Below are 21,971 nucleotides of genomic sequence, written 5' to 3' on the forward strand. Positions count from 1 at the left end.
CACCCCCGTTCGAGCGTTTACAGGATGTAGAGCATCTCCTGATAGGTCGGCAGCGGCCACAGGTCGTCGGCCACGACTCCCTCCAACGTGTCCGCGGCGGCCCGAACGGCATCCATCGCCGGCAGCAACACCTTCTGCGCGTGCGTGGCCTCGTCGAGTGCGGACTCGGCGGAGTGGTCGGCCAGCCCCGCTTTCAGCGTCGACAGAGCCGCGGTCAGCTCGGCGATCGGAGCCGAAACAGCTTCCAGCATCGCCGTATCGGCCGACACCCCCGCCGCCTTCAAGGTGGCCACGTTCTGCGCCAGCTCCGTCTGATAGCGCACCGCTGCGGGCAGGATCACCGTGGTGCCGAGTTCCAGCGCGAGCTTGGCCTCCACACCGACCGTCAGCGCGTACTGCTCGAGCCGAACTTCATAGCGGCTGTGCAACTCTCGCTCGTTGAACACCCCGTAGCGTTCGAAGACCTCGACCGCCTCGGGCTTGATGAGCTCCGGGATCGCGTCCAGCGTCGTCTTCAGGTTCGGCAGCCCGCGCTCGGCGGCCTCGACCTGCCAGTTCTCCGAGTACCCGTCCCCGTTGAACACCACCGCACCGTGCTCGGTGATAATCTCCGTGAGTAGCTTCTGCACGGCCTGATCGAACTCCTCGCCGCCGCCGACTGCCTCCTCGAGCACCGTCGCCATGTAGTCCAGCGAGTCGGCCATGATCGTGTTCAGGATGATCATCGGCACGTTGATCGTCTGGCCCGACCCCGGAGCGCGGAACTCGAACCTGTTGCCCGTGAACGCAAACGGGCTGGTGCGGTTACGGTCACCCGGATCGGTGGGCAGTTCGGGCAGAGTGTCGACGCCGATGATCATCGACCCCTTGCCCTTCGACGACGTCGCCGCACCCTTGGCGATCTGCTCGAACACGTCGGCCAGCTGCGCGCCGAGGAAGATCGAGATGATCGCCGGCGGAGCCTCGTTCGCGCCCAGCCGATGATCGTTGGTGGCCGAGGCCACCGACACACGCAGCAGGCCCGCGAACTTGTGCACCGCACGAATGACCGCCGCGCAGAACACCAGGAACTGCGCATTCTCGTGCGGGGTGTCACCGGGCACGAGCAGGCTGCCGAATTGGGCGTTGCCCATGGAGAAGTTGACGTGCTTGCCCGAACCGTTGACCCCGGCGAAGGGCTTCTCGTGGAACAGGCACTCCATGCCGTGCTTCTTCGCGACGTTGCGGAAGATCGTCATCAACAACTGCTGATGATCGGCGGCGATGTTGGCCCGCTCGAACATCGGCGCGATCTCGAACTGTCCCGGGGCGACCTCGTTGTGCCGGGTCTTGGCCGGAATACCGAGCTTGAACAGCTCACGCTCGGTGTCCATCATGAACCCGAGCACCCGCTCGGGGACCGAGCCGAAGTAGTGGTCGTCGAACTCCTGACCCTTGGGCGGCTTGGCGCCGAACAGCGTGCGGCCCGCGTTGATCAGGTCGGGACGGGCCAGGAAGAAGTGCCGGTCGACGAGGAAGTACTCCTGTTCGGGGCCACAGAACGAGACGATGTTGTCGAAATTCTTGTGACCGAACAGCTTGAGGATGCGCTCAGCCTGTGCGCCCATCGCCTGCTGGCTGCGCAGCAGCGGCGTCTTGTAGTCCAGCGCCTCACCGGTCATCGAGACGAAGACCGTCGGGATGCACAGCGTGTTGCCGTTGGGGTTCTCCAGGATGTACGCCGGGCTGGTGACGTCCCAGCCCGTGTAACCGCGCGCCTCGAAGGTGCTGCGCAGACCGCCCGACGGGAAGCTCGACGCGTCGGGTTCACCCTGGATCAGGGTCTTGCCCGCGAACTCGGCCAGCGTCTGGCCGTCGGAGACGGGCTCGAGAAAGCTGTCGTGCTTCTCGGCAGTGAGCCCGGTCATCGGGTAGAAGACGTGCGCGTAGTGGGTGGCACCCCTCGACAGCGCCCAGTCCTTCATCGCCGAGGCGACCGAGTCGGCCACCGCCGGATCGAGTTTGGCGCCCTTCTCGATGGTGGCGACGACTGACTTGTACACCGACTTGGGGAGACGCAATTGCATCTCCGCCTTGGTGAAGACATTCGAGCCGAACACCTCACCGGGCGCCTCCGTCGGATCGAAGCTGATGGCCGGCGGGACATACGCTTCGACATTGTTGATCGCCTGCAGGCGCACCGAGTTACCGCTCAATGGACTTCCTTATCCGCTGCGTCGTCCGCGTTCTGATTCACAGACGATTGACCGGCCAACAGTAGGAACACCGGATGCCGATCCTGTTACGCGAACGTCAACGCCGCAAAACGTCCATTACCAACCGTCGTCGGACAGCCGTCGTGGCCGTCGCTGCCCGAACAGACCACAATGGACAGATGTCGCGAGGAGAGGTACGTCCGTGGGTCGGGTGACGTCCCGTCGACGCGCGCACCACGTGACGGCCGGTGGTTCCACCGCCCGACCGGAGACCTTGGCCGTCGAAGAGCCGCTGGAGATCCGCGTCGACGGCCGTCCCCTGACGGTCACGATGCGCACCCCGGGTTCCGACGTGGAGCTCGCGCAGGGCTTCCTGCTCACCGAGGGTGTGGTCGCGGGTCGGGAGGACATCTCCTCTGTCCGCTACTGCCGCGGCGCCGACGACGACGGAGTCAACAGCTACAACGTCCTGGACGTGACGTTGACGCCGGGTGTGGCACCGCCGGACGTCGACCCCACGCGCAACTTCTACACGACGTCGTCCTGCGGGGTGTGCGGCAAGGCATCGCTGGAGGCGGTGCGCTTGGTCAGCAAGCACGCCCCCGGTGACGATCCGTTGACCGTCGACGCCGACGTGCTGGCGGACATGCCTGCGGAACTGCGCCGTCGGCAGAAGGTGTTCGCCGCCACCGGAGGATTGCACGGTGCCGGGCTCTTCGACGCCGACGGCCAGCCGCTCGTGGTGCGTGAGGACATCGGCAGACACAACGCCGTCGACAAGGTCATCGGCTGGGCACTGGAGCAGCACCGCATTCCACTCGGAGGCACGGTGTTGTTGGTGAGTGGCCGGGCGTCGTTCGAACTCACGCAGAAGGCGGTGATGGCCGGCATCCCGATGTTGGCCGCGGTGTCCGCGCCGTCATCGTTGGCGGTGGATTTGGCCGCGCAGTCGGGACTGACCCTGGTGGCGTTCCTGCGCGGCCAATCGATGAACGTCTACGCCCGGCCGGATCGCGTCATCAACTGACGCGAAAGCGGTGAGAGAACTAGCAGTGCCCCCGGCCTGACCCTCAACGCGGCTCGCCCTCGCCGCTTGATCGCGTCAGGCAGTCTTGTCGCGGCGCTCCGTGCGAGAAGGCTTGCGGGGCACGATCGTCGGCAGGACGTTGTCCTCGACGGTCTCCTTAGTCACGACGACCTTGGCGACGTCATCGCGGCTGGGGATGTCATACATCACCGGCAGCAAGACCTCTTCCATGATGGCGCGCAGACCACGCGCACCGGTACCGCGATGGATGGCCTGATCGGCGATCGCGTCCAACGCGTCCTCGTCGAACTCGAGCTCCACGCCGTCCATCTCGAAGAGCCGGGTGTACTGCTTCACCAGGGCGTTCTTCGGCTGCGACAGGATCTGGACCAACGACTCCTTGTCCAGGTTGGTCACCGAGGCGACCACCGGCAGACGGCCGATGAACTCAGGGATCAGACCGAACTTGATCAGGTCCTCGGGCATGACCTCGGCGAAGTGGTCCTGCGTGTCGATCTCGGCCTTGGACTTCACCTCGGCCCCGAAGCCGAGGCCCCGCTTGCCGACGCGGTCGGACACGATCCGTTCCAGGCCGGCAAACGCACCCGCCACGATGAACAGGACGTTGGTGGTGTCGATCTGGATGAACTCCTGGTGCGGGTGCTTGCGTCCGCCCTGCGGGGGCACCGACGCCTGCGTGCCCTCGAGGATCTTCAGCAGCGCCTGCTGGACACCCTCGCCGGACACGTCCCGGGTGATCGACGGGTTCTCGCTCTTGCGGGCGATCTTGTCGACCTCGTCGATGTAGATGATTCCGGTCTCTGCGCGCTTGACGTCGTAGTCGGCCGCCTGAATCAGCTTGAGCAGAATGTTCTCGACGTCCTCGCCGACGTAGCCGGCTTCAGTCAGGGCGGTGGCGTCGGCGATAGCGAACGGCACGTTGAGCATCTTGGCCAGCGTCTGCGCGAGGTAGGTCTTCCCGCAGCCGGTGGGGCCGAGCATCAGGATGTTGGATTTGGCCAGCTCGACGGGCTCGGAGCGCGAGTCGCGGCTCTTCTCCCCCGCCTGGATGCGCTTGTAGTGGTTGTAGACCGCTACGGCGAGCGTGCGCTTCGCGGTGTCCTGACCGATGACGTAGCTCTCGAGGAAGTCGCGGATCTCCGCGGGCTTGGGGAGCTCGTCGAGCTTGACGTCGTCAGCGTCGGCGAGTTCTTCCTCGATGATCTCGTTGCACAGATCGATGCACTCGTCGCAGATGTAGACACCCGGTCCCGCGATGAGCTTCTTCACCTGCTTCTGGCTCTTGCCGCAGAACGAGCACTTCAGCAAGTCACCGCCGTCTCCAATGCGTGCCATGGTGCAGGGGTCCTACTTCCTCTTGCTGTTGCACAACGATCATTCGGTGGGTCGCACCGCAACGCTCTTCCGACGCTACCCGCATCTTCCGGCCCTATGCGACCGATGAGGCCGAATAGCGCCGCTGATATTCACGTGTGGTCGCGTCAACATATCGCCTGACCGTCCGATGGGGCCCTGGAACGCACCACCGTGTCTCTGGCGTGTCGCCGCTGTTACTCGACCGAGAGTACCGATCGCTGCCGGGGACCGTCCGACCCGTCAGCGCCCGGGTCCCAGGGGGCCGGGTCCGACGGGTCCGGGACCGACCGGACCGGGCCCGACGGGGCCGACGACGCCGCCCACCCCGACAGGACCGACGGGGCCCACGACGGGGTTGGGCGGGTTGACGTAGACGTTGACCGCGACGCACTGAGCGATTGCTGCGTCCCAGTACGTGCCGGCGGGACACACCGGTTCCTGAGCGTTCGCGACGCCGGTGGCGAAGGCTGCCGCCGCGCTCGCTGCGGCCACGGTCAGCAGCAGAGACTTCCTCATGACGACTCCTCCTCACATATTGACGATCACGTAGATCTCAGCGTGGCACGTACGCCGCCGACCCGCGGACTTTTGCCGGCCGTAGCCTGTGGACGTGACCACCCTCACCGACGCTGTCGAGCTGGCCCGGACGGAAAACGGCCTGGCCGTCGTGTCGACACTGCGCGCCGATCTGACGATCCAGGCGTCGCTCATCAACGCCGGCGCGCTTGCGCACCCCGCCTCCGGCGAGCTGGTGCTGGGGTACGTCACCTACGGGCGCGTGAAGCTGGCCAACCTGCGCGCGCGACCGCAGACCGCGGTCACCTTCCGCAACGGATGGCAGTGGGCGACGGTCGAGGGACGCGCCGAACTGGCCGGACCGGACGACGCCCAGCCATGGCTGGAGTCGGAACAGATGCTCGCGCAGCTGCTCCGCGACATCTTCACCGCCGCAGGCGGCACCCACGACGACTGGGCGGCCTACGACGCGACCATGCGCGAGCAGCGGCGCACTGCGGTGCTGGTGACCCCGACGAGGGTCTACAGCAACGGCTGACTGTCAGGCGTTCTGCGCGGACAGCTTGCGGTACTGCAGCACCGTGTCGATGATCCCGTAATCCTTGGCCGCCTCGGCGGTGAGGATCTTGTCGCGATCGGTGTCCTTGCGGATCACGTCGGCGGGCTTGCCGGTGTGCCGCGACAGCGTCTCCTCCATCAACGTGCGCATGCGCTCGATCTCCGCGGCCTGGATCTCCAGATCGGAGAACTGGCCCTGGATGACACCGCCGAGGGCGGGTTGATGGATCAGCACGCGGGCGTTCGGCAGGGCCAGACGCTTACCGGGCGTACCCGCGGCGAGTAGGACGGCCGCGGCGGAGGCCGCCTGCCCCAGGCACACGGTCTGGATGTCGGCGCGCACGTACTGCATCGTGTCGTAGATCGCCATCAGGCTGGTGAACGAGCCACCCGGCGAGTTGATGTACATCGTGATGTCGCGATCGGGATCGAGCGACTCGAGCACCAGGAGCTGGGCCATGATGTCGTTGGCCGACGCGTCATCGACCTGCACGCCGAGGAAGATGATGCGTTCCTCGAACAGCTTGTTGTACGGGTTCGATTCCTTGACGCCGAAGCTGGAGTGCTCGATGAACGACGGCAGGATGTAGCGGGCCTGCGGCTGCACGCGAGGATCCAGGGCCGGGTGAATGGCCGCTGGGTGACGAGAAGTGTTATCGGTCATTTGTCGATTCCTGCTCCTGGTCCGTCACCGTTGATGGTGACGCTGGTGATGATGTGATCGACGAAGCCGTATTCGAGCGCTTCCTGCGCGGTGAACCACCGGTCACGATCGGAATCGGCCTCGATGCGCTCGATGCTCTGCCCGGTGAACTCCGCGTTCAGGCGGAACATCTCCTTCTTGATGCTGCTGAACTGCTCGGCCTGGATCGCGATGTCCGCGGCGCCGCCGGTGATACCGCCGAGCGGCTGGTGCATCAGGATGCGCGCGTGGGGCAGGGCGTAGCGCTTGCCCTTGGTGCCCGCGGCGAGCAGGAACTCGCCCATCGATGCCGCCATCCCCATCGCGTAGGTCGCGACGTCGCAGGGGGCCAGCACCATCGTGTCGTAGATCGCCATACCGGCGCTGATAGAGCCGCCGGGCGAGTTGATGTAGAGGTGGATGTCCTTGGTGGGATCCTCGGCCGACAGCAGCAGGATCTGGGCGCACAGCCGATTGGCGATGTCATCGTCGACCTGGGAGCCCAGGAAGATGATGCGCTCGGCCAGCAACCGCTCATACACCGAGTCGACAAGGTTGAGGCCCGACGAGGCGCCACGCATGTCAGTCACGACTGGATACCTGCTTTCTTCTGTCTACTTCGGACGCGGTGACCGGTCTTATGCACGACACTAACCAACCCGCGGCGCTGGGGAGTCCCCAGACGCCGCGCGTTCGCTCAGAGCATCACTTGGTGTCGTCGTCCCCGGGCGTCTCAGTGGCTTCGGTCTCGTCAGCGGTCTCGGCGGCTGCAGCCTCGACAGCCTCGACGTCGGATTCGGTGTCGGATTCGGCGGCGTCACCGGAGGGCCCGAAGAACTCGGTGGTGTCGATCTCGGTGCCGTCGGTGTCAGTGACGGTCGCGCCGTGCACGACAGCTGCGACGGTGAGCCCGCGACGCACATCGGCGAACATCGCCGGCAGCTGGTTGTTCTGCTGCAGCATCTGGATCAGCTGCTGGGGCTCGATGCCGTACTGGCGCGACATGAGCACCAGCCGCTCGGTGATGTCGTTCTGCCCCACCTGGATGTCCAGCTTGTCGGCGATCGCATCCATCAGCAGCTGCGTCTTGATGGCCTTCTCCGCGTTGGCGCGGTTCTCGGCGTCGAACTCCTCGCGGCTGCTGCCCTGCTCGGCGAGCGAGTCGGCGAACTTCGACTCGTCGTGGTCGAGCCCGTGGATGGCGTTGTGCAGCGTGTCGTCGACCTGGGCCTGCACGACCGCCTCGGGCAGCGGCACCTCGACCTGGGTGAGCAGCTCCTCGATGGCCTTGTCGCGGATGGCCTCGGCCTGCTGCACGCGCTTGACCCGGGCCACCTTCTCGCGCAGGTCGGCCTTGAGCTCGTCGATGGTGTCGAATTCGCTTGCCAGCTGGGCGAATTCATCGTCCAATTCGGGCAGTTCGCGGGTCTTGACCGACTTCACCGTGACGGTGACCTCGGCTTCCTGACCGGCGTGCTCGCCGGCGACCAGAGTCGTGGTGAACGTCGCGGACTCGCCCTCGGAGAGCCCGACGATCGCCTCGTCGAGCCCGTCGATGAGCTGGCCGGAGCCGACCTCGTGGGAGAGCCCTTCGGTCGCGGCCTCTGGGACGTCCTCGCCGTCGACGGTGGCCGACAGATCGATGGAGACGAAGTCACCGTTCTCGGCGGCGCGCTCGACACCGGTCAGCGTGCCGAAGCGCTTCTGCAGCGAATCGAGCTCCGCCTCGACGTCGGAGTCCTCGACCGTGATCGGGTCGACGGTGACTTTGAGGGTGCTCAGGTCGGGCAGGTCGATCTCGGGCCGGATGTCCACCTCGGCGGTGAACACCAGCTCCTCGTTGTCCTCGAGCTTGGTCACCTCGATCTCGGGCTGGCCGATGGGCTGCAGCGACTCCGAGGTGATGGCCTCGCTGTAGCGGGTGGGCAGCGCGTCGTTGACGACCTGCTCGAGCACGGCGCCGCGGCCGACGCGGGCCTCGAGAAGCTTGCGGGGTGCCTTACCCGGACGGAAGCCGGGCAGTCGGACCTGCTTGGCCAGCTGCTTGAAGGCGTTGTCGATCTCTGGCTCGAGTTCGGTGAAGGGCACCTCCACGTTGATGCGCACCCGGGTCGGGCTCAGCTTCTCGACGGTGCTCTTCACTCTCGTACTCCTCTATTGCTTTCGTCTGATGGGTCGAACTGGTCGGGGTGACAGGATTTGAACCTGCGGCCTTCCGCTCCCAAAGCGGATGCGCTACCAAGCTGCGCTACACCCCGGTCGTCGCTGCCGCCTCACGCTCGCGCGCAGCGTCAGACCACCGGCGATCCTACGTCCTGACCTCAACGAAGCCACATCCAGATGGCGATTGGATTCTCGAGGGGCGGGGCCGGTATCCTCTGGCGGTACTGCAGCGGCGCTGCGGTGACACGCGGGCGTAGCTCAATGGTAGAGCCTCAGTCTTCCAAACTGATTACGCGGGTTCGATTCCCGTCGCCCGCTCCACGCACGTTCAGAAAGCCCGTTCAGAACCCGAAGTACACCGCGGCCATGTCGTCGCCGCCGTGGCCGGCTTCGCTCGCGCCGTCGAACACCGCGCGGACGCCGTCGATGAGCGCCGTGGACACCCCGGACTCGGCGAGCGCGGCCCGGATGAGTCCGGTGTCCTTGCGCACGCCGTCCACGCTGAACTGCGGCGCATACGACTCCTCGATGATCGCGGTGCCCTTCATCTGCAGGTAGGCCGAGTTCGCCGCCGATCCGTCGAGCGCCTCCAGCACCTGCCGCTGGTCCACGCCGAGGCCCTTGGCCAGTGCCATCGACTGCGCGGTCGCCGCGGCGATGGAGGCGATCCACGCGTTGCACGCCAGCTTGAGCTTGGACCCCGCCCCCGGCTCGTCACCGACCCAGAGGGTCTTGGACCCCACCGCGTCGAACGCCGGCTGCACCCGGTCCCGCAGGGCGGGATCCCCGGACGCCAGCATCACGAGCTTGCCCTGCTCCGCGGGTGCCTTCGTGCCGAGCACCGGGCAGTCGAGAAACGCGACACCGTGCGTGGCGGCCAGCGCCGCGGTCTGCGCGGCGCCCTGCACCCCGACGGTCGCGCACTGCACGAACACCGCGCCGTCATTCAGGTGCGGCAGCACCGTCTCCATCACCGACACCGTCGACTCGGTGTCGAAGAGCATCGCCATGACGACGTCGGCATCGGCGACCGCCGCCACCGGGTCCAGCGCGACCAGCGCTCCGTCGTCGGCCAGCGGTTCCGATCGCGCCGGCGTGCGGTTCCACACCGTCACATCGAAGTCCTCGCGCAGCAGTGACTGCGCCATGCCGGCGCCCATCGCGCCCGTTCCCAACACCGCGATTCGCATACCCGCCATTCTGCGTCACACGATCTGCAGGCCGCTGCGCCCTCCGCCGATCACGGGTGTCGGATCGGCGTCGAGGACGTGGGCCAGGACATCCTGGTAGATGTCCCGAAAATCGGTCGTGTACTTCAGATCTCCGTCGTCGAGATCGGTCAGGCTGGGTTCGTCGCCGTAGAAGCCGCCACGGACCGGGGCGCCCGCGAGGAACACCGGTCCCGCCGTCCCGTGATCTGTGCCCTGGGAGGCATTGGCACGCACGCGGCGCCCGAACTCGGAGTACGCCATCACCACGACGTTGCGCCCGTGCTGGTCGGCGGCCATCCGGCGGAGGAATGGCGTCAACGCCCGGTCGAGCGTCTGCAGGAGCCGTTGCTGGGTGCCGCGCTCGTCGGCGTGGGTGTCGAACCCGCCGAGCGAGACCATGTAGAGCCGGGTCGGGACGCCCGCCGTGATCGCGGCGGCCACCGTGTCGAGTTGGGCGCTCAGGGACGCGCCGTCTCCCTGATGGGTGTCGCCGAGATGTGCAAAGGTCCGGTCCGCCGTGCCGGTCGCGCGGTAGGACGCCGCCACCGCGGCCATGACGTCGGTGTCGCGGGGGTCTGTTGCGCTCAGCGCGGCGACGACCGAGTCGATGTCACCGATATGGAATCGGGTCGTGGTCAATGCCGCGGCCGTGGCCCGCTGCCCGACGGCCATCGGCGGCAGAACTGCGCCCACGTTGACGGCCCGAAGCGGGTCGTCGCCCGTGCTGTCGAGCCACCGGCCCACCCAGCCCGTGCTCACCGGCTCGCTCGGGGACGCGGTCTGCCAGATGTCCATGGACCGAAAGTGGCTGTGGTCCGGCTTGGGATAGCTGACGCCGCGCACGATCGCGAGATGGCCGTCCTGCCAGAGACCGTGCATGCCCGTCATCGCGGGATTGAGGCCGAGTCGGTCGTCGAGGTGCAGCACATCGGCCGGCGCGTACGCCAGGTCGGGCCGCGCGTCGTGGTAGGCGTTGTCGGCGTGCGGGATCAGCGTGTTGATGCCGTCGTTGCCTCCGTAGAGCGTGACGACGACGGCGATGCCGCTTCCCTTCGCTAGCGGCTGGCGATGCGCCGCTGCCATCAGGTCGGGCCACTCGACGGCCGCCGCCCCGGACAGCAGCCCCAGCGCACCGACCCCGGCGCTGGCGAGCAGGAACTTCCTGCGGTTGATCTCGGGCATCCTCTGTTCCCTACGACGTGAGGTATTCGGGGGTGTTGACCGCGGCAGCGACGAGGCTGTGCGGGGTGGACGCGAGCGGCGTCAACGCGGCGACGCTCCTGTCGGTCCAGTCGCCGATGCCGATGAAGTAGCCCACGGCGTCAAGCCGGTCGCCAGGTGCGGCCTGCTCGATGGTCGACAGGTCGGCGCCCGTCGCCAAGGCCGCCGCCGTCGAGAACCGCACCGAGGTGCTGGCTGTCGACAGCCACACCTGACCGTGCGGCCATCCCCCGACGTCAGGAGGGAAGAAGGGCCGCTGACCGAGCGTCCTCAGCGCAGACTGCGTGGCGGCAGAATGCTTTTCGTTCGCCAATGACACCCCGAGTGACCGTGCCACCCCCACGAGCCATTCGACGGGCGTGTTCACCATCGCCGACCGGGCGGCGACGAACTCCGGATCGGTGAGCACCGCCCGGGTGAGTGCCCGCAGGTCCCGGTTCGGTCCATAGGCCGCGCTCAAGCGTGCCGATGCAGCCGGAGACGGATCGCCTCCAGCGAGTTGACTCCACAGCCTGCCGGTCACGTAGGTCGGCGAATGTGGTTGCGCCAGAACGATGTCGCAGAACTGCGCGGCGTCGAGGTTGCCGGTGACCCCGAGCAGGGTCTTGACGCCGTCGTCGTGCCGATTGGCCTTCATCGAGGGTTCCCCGCCCCGGTTCAGCACCCAGCCCGTCAATGCCCGTGCCCCGGATCGGACGTCGTCTTCGGTGTAGCCGTTGCCGTGACCGAGCGCGAACAGCTCCATGAACTCTCGCGCCAGGTTCTCGTTGGCCGAGCGGGCGGTGTTGGTCTGCGCGTCGAGCCAGTCGAGCATCGCCGAATCCGTCAACATCGCATAGGACAAGGTGCGGAAGTCGGCGAGGCACAGCGTTCGCAATGTCCGATTCTGGGCGGCCATCCATGCAGCGGTGCGTACCTTCGCCGCCGACGTCGCGAAGTGGTTGTGCCACAGCAGGGTCAGCTTCTCCCCGACGGGCTCACCGACGGCCGCCATGCGGGCCGGCCACCACTGCGCGAGCTGATCCATCTGCCGACCCAGTGCGTGCTGATACTGCTTGCGCGCCTCGGCGGAGGCTGACTTCCCGGGTGGCTCGGGGATGTCGAACGTCGGCATCGGTGTGGCCACGGCACCAGGATCGGATTCCGGATCGGCGGCGAGCGCGCGGTCGACGTGAGCGGACCAGTCCTCGCCGACCGCGGCATCCACCGCGGCCCCGGTGGTGCCGAAGCCCATGCGGCGCAACAGGCGAGCCGTGGTGACCCACTGCGCCGATTGACTCGGCACCCTTAGGTTCCGGGGCCACGCGATTCGGACATGACAGCCACTGTGACCGCACAACCTGGCAGTTGGCTGGGGTGCACGTCAGAACAGGCTCGACATCGTCGATGCGGCGAGCTGGCAGTCTGGGTGAGAGGTCAGCACCTGCTCCTGAGCTCGGAGGTCCGTCTATGAGAACCACTATCGGCAGGATCGGCGAACAGTCATCGGAACGGCGTCGTTCGATCGGCGAGCTGACATTCACCTATGTCGTCGACGGTGCCATGTGGCTGTCGGCAGAGGCGTTCCTGCGCGCGGTTCCGCAGTGGTACTGGGACAAGCATCCGGAAGAGATCGGTCCAGAGGGCGATATCGCCATGTCCGCGGGCGGACTGATCGTCCAGTCAACCGACGACACCACGCTGCTGATCGACGCTGGGCTGGGCGACGTTCAGACCACGAACGAAATCGGACGAACCGACTGTGGCGCATTCCTGGCCACTCTGGCATCGGTCGGCGTCAGCCCCGAGGACATCGACGTCTTCGCGCTCACCCACCTCCGTGTCGACCACGCCGGATGGGCTTTCGTCGACGGCGATGGTGGCCGCAGAGTTCCCACGTTCCCCAACGCGCAGTATGTCGTCGCCGAACTCGAACTGCAGCCGTTTCAGCGCGGCGAACACCCCCTTGGAGCATGCGACCACGACACGATCATCGAACCCATGCAACGGCTTTCGACTCTGCGGCGGGTGACCGACGGCGAAGAGATTCTGCCGGGTGTCACCGCGCTCATCACACCGGGACACAGTGCCGGACACACGTCTTATGTGATCACCTCACCGTCTGGCCGGCGAATGATCGCCTTCGGCGACGCCTTTCACACTCCCGCGCAGCTGAGCCATCCCGCGTGGGGATCGGCTCCGGACACGGCGCCCGATCTGGTACCCGAGGCGCGCGCTCGCCTTCTCGACGAACTCTGCCAACCCGACACCGAAGCGTTCGCCGTCCATTTCGGAGACCAGCCGTTCGGCCGTGTCATCCGCGGTGACAGCGGCGTGGCGCGTTGGGAGCCCATCGCGACCGACGTCCTCGCTGCGCCACCACGATGACGCGCGCTGTGTAGAGGCGGTGCCGTCTCAGCACGGAGGACAATTCCAGTTGTCCGTCCCTGGGTGGGCAGCCCACGGTCGGGGACAATGGCGACATGGAGCAGGCCCAGTTCGCCGAATTCCTTCGCCACCGGCGCCAGGCACTCACACCGGACGACGTCGGGTTGCCCGCCGGCCTGCGGCGGCGGACCGCCGGATTGCGTCGTGAGGAGGTTGCGGCTCTCGCGATGATCTCGACGGACTACTACAGCAGGATGGAACAGCAACGCGGCTCGCAACCGTCGGCAGAAGTGGTGGCCGCCCTGGCCAGAGCGCTGAGGCTGTCCCTGGACGAACGTGATCACCTGTTCCGGCTCGCGGGGCACAATGCACCTGCCCGCACGCCGGTCAGCGATCACGTCAGTCCCGCGATGATGCGCATTCTGGACCGACTGCAGGACACTCCGGCGCAGGTGATGTCTGCTCTCGGGGAGACGTTGGTGCAGACGCCGACAGCACGGGCCCTGCTCGGCGATGAGACCCGACACCAGGGGATGGCACGAAGCGTGCTGTATCGATGGTTCACCGACGAGGACAGCCGGCACATCTACCCGGTCGAGGACCACGAGAAGATCGGGCGGTCGTACGTCGCAGCCGCACGGACGGGGTTCGTGCGCGACGGGCCGGGTTCACGGACAGCCGACATCGTCGAGCATCTGCTGGAGCGGAGCCCGGAATTCGTCGAGTGCTGGGAGCGCCACGACGTGGATCTCCCCCACGAAATGTCCAAGCGTGTCGTGCACCCGACGCTGGGCGTACTGGATCTCTACTGCCAGATCCTGTACGACACAACACAACTGCACACGTTGCTGGTGTTCACTGCCGAACCCGGGACGCCGAGCCACGCCAAACTCTGCGCACTGGGCTCCGATCCGGAGGCGTACATGCGCGAGGCACGTGTGGATGCGGTCAGCCCGGGCTGACGCGCCCGCAGGGAGGGACGGGCACTCCTGGGATAGACGCGTCCTGAACGCGCGGCGAAAACAGTGACAACGTCGGGACTGCACCCACAGCCACGCGACGAGGAGACCGAGATGGCGACGCCAGAGCATGCGGCGGTTCCCACCATGACAGGGCGATCGATCATGATCACCGGCGGGAGCGACGGCATCGGCCTCGCTCTGGCCGATCGACTGGCAGCTGCCGGCGCAGAGCTGATCCTGCCGGTGCGCAATGCCGACAAGGGCCGGCGGGCCGTCGAACGGATCCGCACCAACACCCCCCGGGCGCAAATCACACTGAAGTCGCTGGACCTGTCGTCACTACAGTCCGTCGCCGATCTGGCCGGGGAGTGCATCAGCGAGGGTCGGCCCATCCATGTGTTGATCAACAACGCCGGTGTCATGAGCCCACCGAGCCGACAGACCACCGCTGACGGGTTCGAACTGCAGTGGGGCAGCAATCATCTCGGGCACTTCGCGCTCACTGCGCGGCTCCTGCCGCTGTTGGCCGCAGGACGGGCCCGCGTGACCACGCAGACCAGCGTTTCCGCGCGATTCAACGAAATAAACTGGGACGACCCCGACTTCGAGTCGACCTACTCGGAATCGAAGGCCTACAGCCAGTCCAAGATCGCCAACCTGATGTTCGCCCTCGAGTTGGACCGTCGAAGCCAGCGCTATGGCTGGGGCATCACCAGCAATGCGTCGCACCCGGGTGTCACACCGACCAACCTTCTCGCCGCGCAGCCGGCGCTCGGGCGCGCACGTGATACGCCAGGCCTTCGCGCAGTTCGGGTGGCCGCCCGACTGGGATTGGTGAACCGGTCCGCCGAGGAGGGGATGCTCCCGGCACTGTATGCCGCTACGCATCCCGACGCTCGCGGCGGGAAGCTGTACGGCCCCAGAGGTTTCCAGCATCTCTCCGGCCCGGCTGCCGAGCAGGAGGTCTACAAGCCTGCGCGCGATGCCACCGAGGCAGCCAGGCTCTGGGAGCTGTCGGAAAGGCTCGTCGGACTGGAGTTCGACAACACGCCCGCGTCGCCGCACCCGAAACTCTGAGCCCCTGAGCTTGTCAGTCTGCGATGGCAGCGGCGATCACCCGCTCCGCCGCAGCGTCGACCCGCGCCCGGTCACCGGTGACCAGGCCGTCCTGGCACAGTCCGCGCAGCCCGGACACCACCAGCGTCGCTCGCACCCGGGCGTCTGATGTGTCGACGCCGAGACCGGCCAAGGCGGCGGCGATCGGGTCGAGCATCACGGTGACGGCGTCGTCCGCGTAGGGCTGGTAGGTGCCCGGATCGGTGATGGCCAGACTGAGGACCTGCAGCAGGAGCGAGACGCTGCGGCGCTGCCGCCCGCGGGTGATCGCTCGCCAGAGCGTGCGCGCAGCCGCGACGAAGTCGTCGGCGGTGGCCACGCCGTCGAAGATCGCGCCTGCGTCGGGACGGCTGGCCGCCATCGCCTGCGCCAGCAGCTCCCCGCGGTCGCCGAAGTAGTAGAGCAGCATGCGCTTGCTGGTGCCCAGCGCCTCGGCCATAGGCGCCAGCGACATGTCGGCAACGCCGCGCTCTTCGAGGTACCCCACGACCGCCCGGAGCAGTTCGGCCCGGCGCTCGGGGTCGGCTGTGCGGGGCATCACTTGAACGTACCGATCGGTACGTCTAACGTCAATCATGTGCCGATCGGTACATGAATTATCGAAGAGGAGCTGACCATGGCGGACGAGGACACACTGCGGGTCGCGATCGTCGGCGCGGGCATCGGCGGGCTGACCGCGGCGCTGGCGTTGCGCACACACGGAATCGACGCCCGGGTCTACGAGCAGGCATCAGAGCTGCGCGCGCTGGGGGCCGGGGTGTCTATCGCTCCCAACGGGGCCAGGGTCTTCGCCGGTCTCGGCATCGGCGAGCGGCTGCGCGCGGTCGCCGGACAGTATTCGCACTATCTCTTTCGCACTGCCGGCGGTCAACCGGTCGCCGGCGAACCGTCCCGACTCTCTTTCGGCGATCCGGCCCGCACGATGTTCCTGCACCGCGGTGAATTCCAGGCGGTCCTCTCCGACGCACTGCCCGACACCGCGATCATGCTGAGCCACAAGGTGATCGAGGTGTGCGACGGTGACGACGAGGTGACCATCCGGTTCGCCGACGGCAGTGCCGTCGACGCCGATCTGCTGATCGCCGCCGACGGCATCCATTCGCGTCTGCAGGGCTTGGTCAGCGAACCCACCCGCCCCGTCAGCGAAGGCATCATGGCCTACCGCGGGCTGATTCCCGCCGAGCGTCTCGCGGGCATCGCACCCGTCGCTGCGATGGACGCCTGCGCGATGTGGATGGGACCGGGTCGCAGCTTCCTCGTCTATCCGGTGTCCGCGGGGCGCCTCCTCAACGTCGTCGCGTTCGTGCCGACCGACCTCGACGTCACCGAATCGTGGACCGCACCCGGCGATGTTGGCGAACTCGCCGCCGCGTACTCCGGTTGGGATCAACCGGTGCTCGACATCATCGAGCGCATGGACGAGACGTTCCGCTGGGGCATCTATGACCGCGAGCCGGCGTCGAACTGGTCCGGGCGGCACATCACGCTGCTCGGGGACTCGGCGCACGCCGTCGTGCCGCACCTGGGCCAGGGCGCCAACCAGGCGGTCGAGGACGCCATCACGCTGGCGAGCGTCCTGCGAGGGTGTCCGCGCGTGGACCTGCCGTCGCGGCTACGGCTCTACCAGGACCTCCGGTCGGCGCGGACACGCCAAGTCCGTGACGGCGCGCGCGAAGCGGGGCGCATCTATCGGTCGACCGATCTCGATCCGCACGAGCAAGCCCGCCGTATCGAGGCCATCTTCGACCGGATCGCTGTCAACAGCTACGACGCGCAGAGCGTCGCCCGTGAAGCCCTCGCGGCAGCCTGAGCGACGGCGCCGCAGGCAAATTTCTCCTGCCTGCCCGGCACATTCACGATTGGGGGTGCTGCCTCCCCCGGGCCGGCGTAGCATCGCCGACGACGAATGGGGGGCCATATGTCGCGATATCTCTGCGTGCATGCAGAAGCCAATCGCCGTGTACTGCCCGTTCGCTGTTTGCTGTATGACCAAATCGTCACGAGTTGACGCGTGCGACAACGATTACTCGCGAGCAATTCGGGCAAACCCGTAGCCGGAGCAGTCGCTGCTGCTTTCTCACAGTCGGAAGGACGACATCCATGAACAAAGTCATCGCCACACTTCCGATGGTGGCGGCCGCAGCGCTGCTGTCCGCGACGCCCGCCGTGGCAGATGTCGCCTACATGACCGGCCTGTTCGGCGCCAAGGTGGACTACGCCAGCATCGCGGCGCCGGCAGGCCAGGGCTGCGATCCGGGCGCGGGATGCGACGTGATCCCCTATGCCAACTTCAACCCCAACGCCGCCAGCCTCGCGCGCGGCGCGAAGGCCATCGAGGACTACGTCGCCGCACACCCCGGCCAGAACACGATCTGGACCTACTCCGACTCCACCGACGCCGCCATCGAGTACCTGAACACTCACCCGGAGGACACGACCACGCAGTTCTATCTTCTCGGTGCGCCCAGTACACCCGGCAACATCAACATCTTCAATCGCCATCCGACGCTGGCGGATGGCGTCGGCTCAAACGCGACGTTCGTCCTGCGGCAGTACGACATCGTCGCTGACGTTCCGGCGGGAACCGCGAATTTCGCCCGGTACAACCTCAGTCAGAGAGTCCACCGCGAGGGGTACAACGGCCTCGATCTCTCCAACCCGGCGGTGACCTACACCGATCCGCGAACCGGGTCCACCACTCGGTATTTCCTCACTTATCCCCTGCCGTTGATCTACCCGGGTACCAAGACACCGGAGCAGATCGCCGCCCAGGACAAGGCGCTGCGGCCGGGCATCGAGAGCCAGTACTACCTGCCCGGCAAGCGGCAGCGCCCGGTGGTCCTGCCCTCCCCGACGTACCCGGCCACACCGACGGTGACACAGGCGACGGTGACGGCACCGGCTGAGACCACGACCACGACGTCGACACGGGACAAGACCGAGTCGCAGGGCGTCGTGCGGAAGCTGTTCTCCCGACTGTCGGAACGACAGCAGTCGACCACCGCCGACACCGCTGCTGCCGGCACCGCTGCTGCCGACAAGGACAAGAGCACGCCGGCACGGGCGACGAAGAAGGATCGTCCGCGCCTGCAGGATCGGATCGCGCAGCGGCGGGCCGAGCGCGCGGCGTCGGCGTCGTGACCGGACGCGAACCCCGCAGCTCGTAGCAGGGCGACGGCCCGAAACGACACCGGGCGCATCGACGACCTGTCGGTACGCTGTGAACCATGGAAGGCGTTCTTCTACTCCTCATCGTGCTGGTCGTCGCGGCGATCGGCATCGCCATGTACGCATCGTCGAAGGCATCCGGTCAGCGCAGCGCAGCCTCACTGGCCGATGCGAAGGCCGACGCCCGTCGTCTCATCGAGCGCCTCGGCGGTCAGGTGTACGCGCTGACCGGAACCGACGACGCTTCCAAGCAGGCGCTGGCCGACGCATCCGAGCGCTACACCGCCGCGTCCTCGCAGATCGACCAGGCCACCACCGTGAAGCAGGCGGCGCTGGCGAAGGAGAGCGCGGTCGAAGGGCTGTATTACGTGCGCGCGGCGCGAACAGCGATGGGCATGGACCCGGGCCCGGATCTGGAGACGCTGTCCGGACAGCGCACGGCCGGTGCCGTCACCGAGGATCGCAGCGTCGACTTCGACGGGCGCCAGATCGAGGCGTCGCCGACACCGTCGCAACGCACCCCCAACTACTACCCCGGAGGGCGGGTCGCAGGACGTCCGGTGCCCGCAGGCTGGTACTCGGAGCCGTGGTGGAAGCCGGCCCTGGTGGCGGGCGCCTGGGGCGTGGGTTCAGCGCTGCTGTTCACGTCACTGTTCTCCGGCATGGCCGGAGTCGGTTACGACGCCAACGCATTCGAGAACGGTTACGGCGACGGGTTCGCCGACGGTATGGAACAGGGCCAGCTCGACGGCGGAGGCTTCGACGGCGCCGACACCGGCGGTGGCTGGGACGGCGGCGGAAACGACTGGGGCGGCGGCGATTTCGGCGGTGGGGACTTCGGCGGCGGCGACTTCGGCGGCGGCGGGTTCGACTTCTAGAACCGGCTTTCCAGCCGAGCCGATACGCCGGCCTCCTGTAGATCGAGGCGTTCGAGCATCGCCCGCACCGCCTCGTCGTCGATGCGCCCCTCGTCACGCTCGGCGATCAACGCGTGCCGCTGCGCAGACAACACGTCCCGGTAGAGCTGGGCGAAGATCTCGGCGCGCGGGGTGTGGGCGTCCGGGTCCGGCATCTCGTCGGCGTCCTGAGAATGCCTGGCGACGACCCCGCGGATCTCGGCGAGCACCCGGGGATCCAGTCCGGCCGGCGGGTTGGCCCGGAACTCGGCGAGCACTGACGCGGCCGCGGAATGCACCACCTGTTCTGCCTTCTCCGTCTCTGCCGCGGTGTACATCTTGTCGTCGGCGGCGGACAGCTCGAGGCGGCGGATCAGCAGCGGTAACGTCGCACCCTGCAGGAGAAGCGTTCCGACGCTGACGACGAAGGCGATGGCCTGGATCGTCGCCCGTTCGGGGAACGGGTCGCCCGCTGCCGTGGTCACCGGAATCGCCGCCGCAGCCGCGAGAGTGACCACTCCACGCATGCCGGTCCACGACACCACGACGTTCTCCTGCCATGTCAGCGCCCGGTTGTCGATGCGTGAACGCCACCGCGGCGGGACCGCCGCACGCCGTCTGGTGCCCAGTGCGCCACGCCCACCCTGAGCGGGAACCGGCACGCTGAGCCGCTTTTCGACCTGACGGGACAGCACTCCCCTGCTGAACATCGCGAACACCGACAGCGGGCGGATGACGAGCACGATCAGCAGCACGATCGCCGACGCGACGGCGACCTCGACGAGCGACTCGTGGGCCTGGCGCAGATCCTCGAGCACGAAGCGCAGATGCAGGCCGATGTAGGCGAACACGAACGCCTCGAGCAGCACGTCCACCGAGTTCCAGACGTATCGCTCCTGCAGGCGGGTCTGGTAGCCGGCGTCCACCGTTCCGCTGCCGACGACGAACCCGGCGACCACCACGGCCAACACGCCTGAGGCGTGCATCTCCTCCGCGACGATGAACGCGGCGAACGGCACCATGAGTCCCTGCACCGTCTCCAGCGCGGGGTTGGCCAGACGTCGCCTGATCCACAGCGTGATGTAGCCGAGTGCGGCCCCGACAAGTGGCCCGAGCACCGCGCTGTAGCCGAACAGCAGCAGCGGGTTGTCGATGAACGTGCGGCTGCCGGCCACCTGCGCGACCGCCACGGAGAACAGCGCCAGGGCGGCCGCATCGTTGATCAGGCTCTCCCCGGTGAGGATCGACATGACCCGCTTGGGCAGTCCGAGTTTGCGACCGACCGCCACGGCGGTCACGGCGTCCGGTGGGGCCACGATGGCACCGAGCACCAGAGCGGTGCCGAACGTCAACGGCACCACGACCAACCACGACGACACGAGGGCCACGGTGAACGCGGTGACGACGACGAGACCGACACCGAGCCCGAGGATCGGCTTGATGTTGCGCAGGAACGTCGGGAACGAGAAGTCCAGCGCGGCCGAGTACAGCAGCGGCGGCAACACCACCGACAGCAGGATGTGCGAATCGAGTTCAGGCGCTGTGAAACCGGGCAGGAAGGACACGGCGATGCCGACGACGACGATGATCAGGGCGGGTTCGAGCCCTCGGCGGTGCGCCACCGCGGTGACGACGATGGCTCCGACGACGACCAGGATCAATTCCACCCGGTGATTCTGCCGGGTCGGGCGGTCGGGCGCCCACCGGAATCAGCTCTGGCAGGTGGGGCACCAGAACAGGTTGCGCCCTTCGAGCACTTCGGTGCGGATCGGTGTGCCGCAGATGCGGCACGGGTCACCGGCGCGGCGATACACGTACGTGCGCGGGCGTCTCGGCCCGTACGAGGGCAGGCCGTGGTCGTCCTCGGGTCTGATGGTGATGATGCGGCCCTTGCGTACACCGACGTTCATCAACTCGACGAGGTCTGTCCAGGCGTCGTCGAACTCGTTCGCCTCGACCGTGGTTCCGGGGCGGTGCGGGTCGATGCGGTGCCGGTAGAGAAGTTCGTTGCGGTACACATTACCGACACCGGCGAGCACCGATTGGTCCATCAGCAGCGCCCCGATCACTCTGCGGGACTTGTGGATTCGCGTCCACGCCGTACCGGGGTCGGCGTCTTTGCGCAACGGGTCAGGACCCAGCCGGGCGAGGATCTCGGAGACCTCGGCTTCGGTGATCACCTCACAGGCCGTGGGTCCGCGCAGGTCGGTGCCGCGCTGAGTGCCCACGATGCGCATCCGCACCTGGCCCACCGGGTCGGGCACGCCGTCCTCGACGTCGAACACGCTGAACTTGCCGTACAGGCCGAGGTGCACGTGCACGATGCGGTCGCCGCCGTAGTGATGGAACAGGTGCTTGCCGTAGGCGCTGGCCCTGGTGAAGACCTTGCCGTTGACCGCATCGGCACCGTCGATGAACCGTCCCTGCGGGCTGCTCACCGCAACGCGCTGGCCCTTGAACATCCGCTGGTGCTGCCGCGCGAGGCGGTGAATAGTGTGACCTTCGGGCATCC

At 67.1% G+C, this 21,971-nt stretch carries 20 protein-coding genes and 2 tRNA genes; 9 read left to right on the top strand and 13 right to left on the bottom strand.

Going from position 1 to position 21,971, the window contains the following annotated elements; translation table 11 throughout:
- Nucleotides 1-17: 17 nt before the first annotated feature.
- Complete coding sequence (locus ACZY1G_RS23765; RefSeq protein WP_463817582.1) at nt 18-2,195, bottom strand: glutamine synthetase III family protein; 2,178 nt, start codon at nt 2,193-2,195, stop codon at nt 18-20.
- A 202-nt stretch (nt 2,196-2,397) separates the two neighbouring features.
- Between ACZY1G_RS23765 and fdhD the strand changes: the two genes are divergently transcribed.
- Nucleotides 2,398-3,222: a formate dehydrogenase accessory sulfurtransferase FdhD gene (fdhD, locus tag ACZY1G_RS23770; RefSeq protein ID WP_463817583.1), complete on the top strand. Its 825-nt coding sequence runs from the start codon at nt 2,398-2,400 to the stop codon at nt 3,220-3,222.
- Between the two features lie 75 nt (nt 3,223-3,297).
- On the opposite strand, the gene clpX is transcribed toward fdhD, so the two are convergent.
- Both clpX and ACZY1G_RS23780 read right to left on the bottom strand, forming a co-directional pair.
- Entirely contained in the window at nt 3,298-4,578 is a 1,281-nt protein-coding gene (gene clpX / locus ACZY1G_RS23775) for an ATP-dependent Clp protease ATP-binding subunit ClpX (RefSeq protein ID WP_463817585.1), read from the bottom strand.
- Nucleotides 4,579-4,839: 261 nt separating this feature from the next.
- Nucleotides 4,840-5,115 (bottom strand): hypothetical protein, encoded by a 276-nt coding sequence (locus ACZY1G_RS23780; RefSeq protein WP_463823769.1) that lies wholly within the window; start codon nt 5,113-5,115, stop codon nt 4,840-4,842.
- Nucleotides 5,116-5,209: 94 nt separating this feature from the next.
- On the opposite strand from ACZY1G_RS23780, the gene ACZY1G_RS23785 reads away from it, so the two are divergent.
- Complete coding sequence (locus ACZY1G_RS23785) at nt 5,210-5,653, top strand: TIGR03618 family F420-dependent PPOX class oxidoreductase (protein ID WP_463817588.1); 444 nt, start codon at nt 5,210-5,212, stop codon at nt 5,651-5,653.
- Nucleotides 5,654-5,656: 3 nt separating this feature from the next.
- On the opposite strand, the gene ACZY1G_RS23790 is transcribed toward ACZY1G_RS23785, so the two are convergent.
- From ACZY1G_RS23790 to ACZY1G_RS23805, 4 genes are all read right to left on the bottom strand, one after another.
- Nucleotides 5,657-6,337 carry an ATP-dependent Clp protease proteolytic subunit gene (locus ACZY1G_RS23790; protein WP_463817590.1) on the bottom strand — a complete coding sequence of 227 codons (681 nt, stop codon included), beginning with the start codon at nt 6,335-6,337 and terminating at the stop codon, nt 5,657-5,659.
- The gene (locus ACZY1G_RS23795) at nt 6,334-6,936 is read right to left on the bottom strand and encodes an ATP-dependent Clp protease proteolytic subunit (RefSeq protein WP_064281899.1); all 603 of its coding nucleotides are present in this window, start codon (nt 6,934-6,936) and stop codon (nt 6,334-6,336) included. Before ACZY1G_RS23795 ends, ACZY1G_RS23790 begins: the two co-directional genes overlap by 4 nt.
- 124 nt (nt 6,937-7,060) lie before the next feature.
- On the bottom strand, nt 7,061-8,497 hold the full coding sequence (gene tig, locus ACZY1G_RS23800; protein WP_463823770.1) for a trigger factor: 1,437 nt from the start codon (nt 8,495-8,497) through the stop codon (nt 7,061-7,063).
- A gap of 39 nt (nt 8,498-8,536) precedes the next feature.
- Nucleotides 8,537-8,613 (bottom strand) — tRNA-Pro (locus ACZY1G_RS23805).
- Nucleotides 8,614-8,765: 152 nt separating this feature from the next.
- On the opposite strand from ACZY1G_RS23805, the gene ACZY1G_RS23810 reads away from it, so the two are divergent.
- Nucleotides 8,766-8,839: transfer RNA gene (locus ACZY1G_RS23810), tRNA-Gly, on the top strand.
- A 20-nt stretch (nt 8,840-8,859) separates the two neighbouring features.
- Here ACZY1G_RS23810 and ACZY1G_RS23815 read toward each other — a convergent pair.
- The 3 genes from ACZY1G_RS23815 to ACZY1G_RS23825 are packed head-to-tail and all read right to left on the bottom strand — an operon-like array spanning nt 8,860 to nt 12,235.
- Nucleotides 8,860-9,708: an NAD(P)-dependent oxidoreductase gene (locus ACZY1G_RS23815; RefSeq protein ID WP_463823771.1), complete on the bottom strand. Its 849-nt coding sequence runs from the start codon at nt 9,706-9,708 to the stop codon at nt 8,860-8,862.
- A 15-nt stretch (nt 9,709-9,723) separates the two neighbouring features.
- The gene (locus ACZY1G_RS23820) at nt 9,724-10,911 is read right to left on the bottom strand and encodes a DUF1501 domain-containing protein (RefSeq protein ID WP_463823772.1); all 1,188 of its coding nucleotides are present in this window, start codon (nt 10,909-10,911) and stop codon (nt 9,724-9,726) included.
- Nucleotides 10,912-10,921: 10 nt separating this feature from the next.
- On the bottom strand, nt 10,922-12,235 hold the full coding sequence (locus tag ACZY1G_RS23825) for a DUF1800 domain-containing protein (protein WP_463823773.1): 1,314 nt from the start codon (nt 12,233-12,235) through the stop codon (nt 10,922-10,924).
- Between the two features lie 164 nt (nt 12,236-12,399).
- Between ACZY1G_RS23825 and ACZY1G_RS23830 the strand changes: the two genes are divergently transcribed.
- The 3 genes from ACZY1G_RS23830 to ACZY1G_RS23840 all read left to right on the top strand — a co-directional run bounded on the left by ACZY1G_RS23830 (nt 12,400) and on the right by ACZY1G_RS23840 (nt 15,356).
- Nucleotides 12,400-13,317, top strand: a complete 918-nt coding sequence (locus ACZY1G_RS23830) for an MBL fold metallo-hydrolase (protein WP_463823774.1) — start codon at nt 12,400-12,402, stop codon at nt 13,315-13,317.
- A 95-nt stretch (nt 13,318-13,412) separates the two neighbouring features.
- Nucleotides 13,413-14,279, top strand: coding sequence for a helix-turn-helix transcriptional regulator (locus ACZY1G_RS23835; protein WP_463823775.1), 867 nt, complete (start codon nt 13,413-13,415; stop codon nt 14,277-14,279).
- Nucleotides 14,280-14,390: 111 nt separating this feature from the next.
- A complete protein-coding gene (locus ACZY1G_RS23840) occupies nt 14,391-15,356 on the top strand; it encodes an SDR family oxidoreductase (protein ID WP_463817601.1) in 966 nt (321 codons plus the stop codon).
- Nucleotides 15,357-15,369: 13 nt separating this feature from the next.
- Here ACZY1G_RS23840 and ACZY1G_RS23845 read toward each other — a convergent pair whose 3' ends face one another.
- Complete coding sequence (locus tag ACZY1G_RS23845; protein ID WP_463823776.1) at nt 15,370-15,933, bottom strand: TetR/AcrR family transcriptional regulator; 564 nt, start codon at nt 15,931-15,933, stop codon at nt 15,370-15,372.
- Between the two features lie 78 nt (nt 15,934-16,011).
- Between ACZY1G_RS23845 and ACZY1G_RS23850 the strand changes: the two genes are divergently transcribed.
- From ACZY1G_RS23850 to ACZY1G_RS23860, 3 genes are all read left to right on the top strand, one after another.
- Nucleotides 16,012-17,205 (top strand): FAD-dependent monooxygenase, encoded by a 1,194-nt coding sequence (locus tag ACZY1G_RS23850; RefSeq protein WP_463823777.1) that lies wholly within the window; start codon nt 16,012-16,014, stop codon nt 17,203-17,205.
- 290 nt (nt 17,206-17,495) lie between these two features.
- A complete protein-coding gene (locus ACZY1G_RS23855) occupies nt 17,496-18,536 on the top strand; it encodes a hypothetical protein (RefSeq protein WP_463823778.1) in 1,041 nt (346 codons plus the stop codon).
- 86 nt (nt 18,537-18,622) lie between these two features.
- Complete coding sequence (locus tag ACZY1G_RS23860) at nt 18,623-19,441, top strand: DUF1542 domain-containing protein (protein WP_463823779.1); 819 nt, start codon at nt 18,623-18,625, stop codon at nt 19,439-19,441.
- Here the strand turns inward: ACZY1G_RS23860 and ACZY1G_RS23865 are convergent.
- Both ACZY1G_RS23865 and ACZY1G_RS23870 read right to left on the bottom strand, forming a co-directional pair.
- Nucleotides 19,438-21,126: a cation:proton antiporter gene (locus ACZY1G_RS23865; RefSeq protein WP_463817607.1), complete on the bottom strand. Its 1,689-nt coding sequence runs from the start codon at nt 21,124-21,126 to the stop codon at nt 19,438-19,440. The genes ACZY1G_RS23860 and ACZY1G_RS23865 overlap by 4 nt on opposite strands.
- Before the next feature lie 42 nt (nt 21,127-21,168).
- Nucleotides 21,169-21,969: an Fpg/Nei family DNA glycosylase gene (locus ACZY1G_RS23870; RefSeq protein WP_463823780.1), complete on the bottom strand. Its 801-nt coding sequence runs from the start codon at nt 21,967-21,969 to the stop codon at nt 21,169-21,171.
- Between the last annotated feature and the right edge of the window lie 2 nt (nt 21,970-21,971).

The organism is Mycobacterium sp. IDUB_5, assembly GCF_055419565.1.

Bases quoted from the DNA above. Each gene is read 5' to 3' on its own strand.
- clpX (WP_463817585.1), bottom strand. From the start codon at position 4,578: ATGGCACGCATTGGAGACGGCGGTGACTTGCTGAAGTGCTCGTTCTGC.
- ACZY1G_RS23780 (WP_463823769.1), bottom strand. From the start codon at position 5,115: ATGAGGAAGTCTCTGCTGCTGACCGTGGCCGCAGCGAGCGCGGCGGCA.
- ACZY1G_RS23790 (WP_463817590.1), bottom strand. From the start codon at position 6,337: ATGACCGATAACACTTCTCGTCACCCAGCGGCCATTCACCCGGCCCTG.
- ACZY1G_RS23795 (WP_064281899.1), bottom strand. From the start codon at position 6,936: ATGCGTGGCGCCTCGTCGGGCCTCAACCTTGTCGACTCGGTGTATGAG.
- ACZY1G_RS23815 (WP_463823771.1), bottom strand. From the start codon at position 9,708: ATGCGAATCGCGGTGTTGGGAACGGGCGCGATGGGCGCCGGCATGGCG.
- ACZY1G_RS23820 (WP_463823772.1), bottom strand. From the start codon at position 10,911: ATGCCCGAGATCAACCGCAGGAAGTTCCTGCTCGCCAGCGCCGGGGTC.
- ACZY1G_RS23830 (WP_463823774.1), top strand. From the start codon at position 12,400: ATGAGAACCACTATCGGCAGGATCGGCGAACAGTCATCGGAACGGCGT.
- ACZY1G_RS23835 (WP_463823775.1), top strand. From the start codon at position 13,413: ATGGAGCAGGCCCAGTTCGCCGAATTCCTTCGCCACCGGCGCCAGGCA.
- ACZY1G_RS23840 (WP_463817601.1), top strand. From the start codon at position 14,391: ATGGCGACGCCAGAGCATGCGGCGGTTCCCACCATGACAGGGCGATCG.
- ACZY1G_RS23845 (WP_463823776.1), bottom strand. From the start codon at position 15,933: ATGCCCCGCACAGCCGACCCCGAGCGCCGGGCCGAACTGCTCCGGGCG.
- ACZY1G_RS23850 (WP_463823777.1), top strand. From the start codon at position 16,012: ATGGCGGACGAGGACACACTGCGGGTCGCGATCGTCGGCGCGGGCATC.
- ACZY1G_RS23855 (WP_463823778.1), top strand. From the start codon at position 17,496: ATGAACAAAGTCATCGCCACACTTCCGATGGTGGCGGCCGCAGCGCTG.
- ACZY1G_RS23860 (WP_463823779.1), top strand. From the start codon at position 18,623: ATGGAAGGCGTTCTTCTACTCCTCATCGTGCTGGTCGTCGCGGCGATC.
- ACZY1G_RS23870 (WP_463823780.1), bottom strand. From the start codon at position 21,969: ATGCCCGAAGGTCACACTATTCACCGCCTCGCGCGGCAGCACCAGCGG.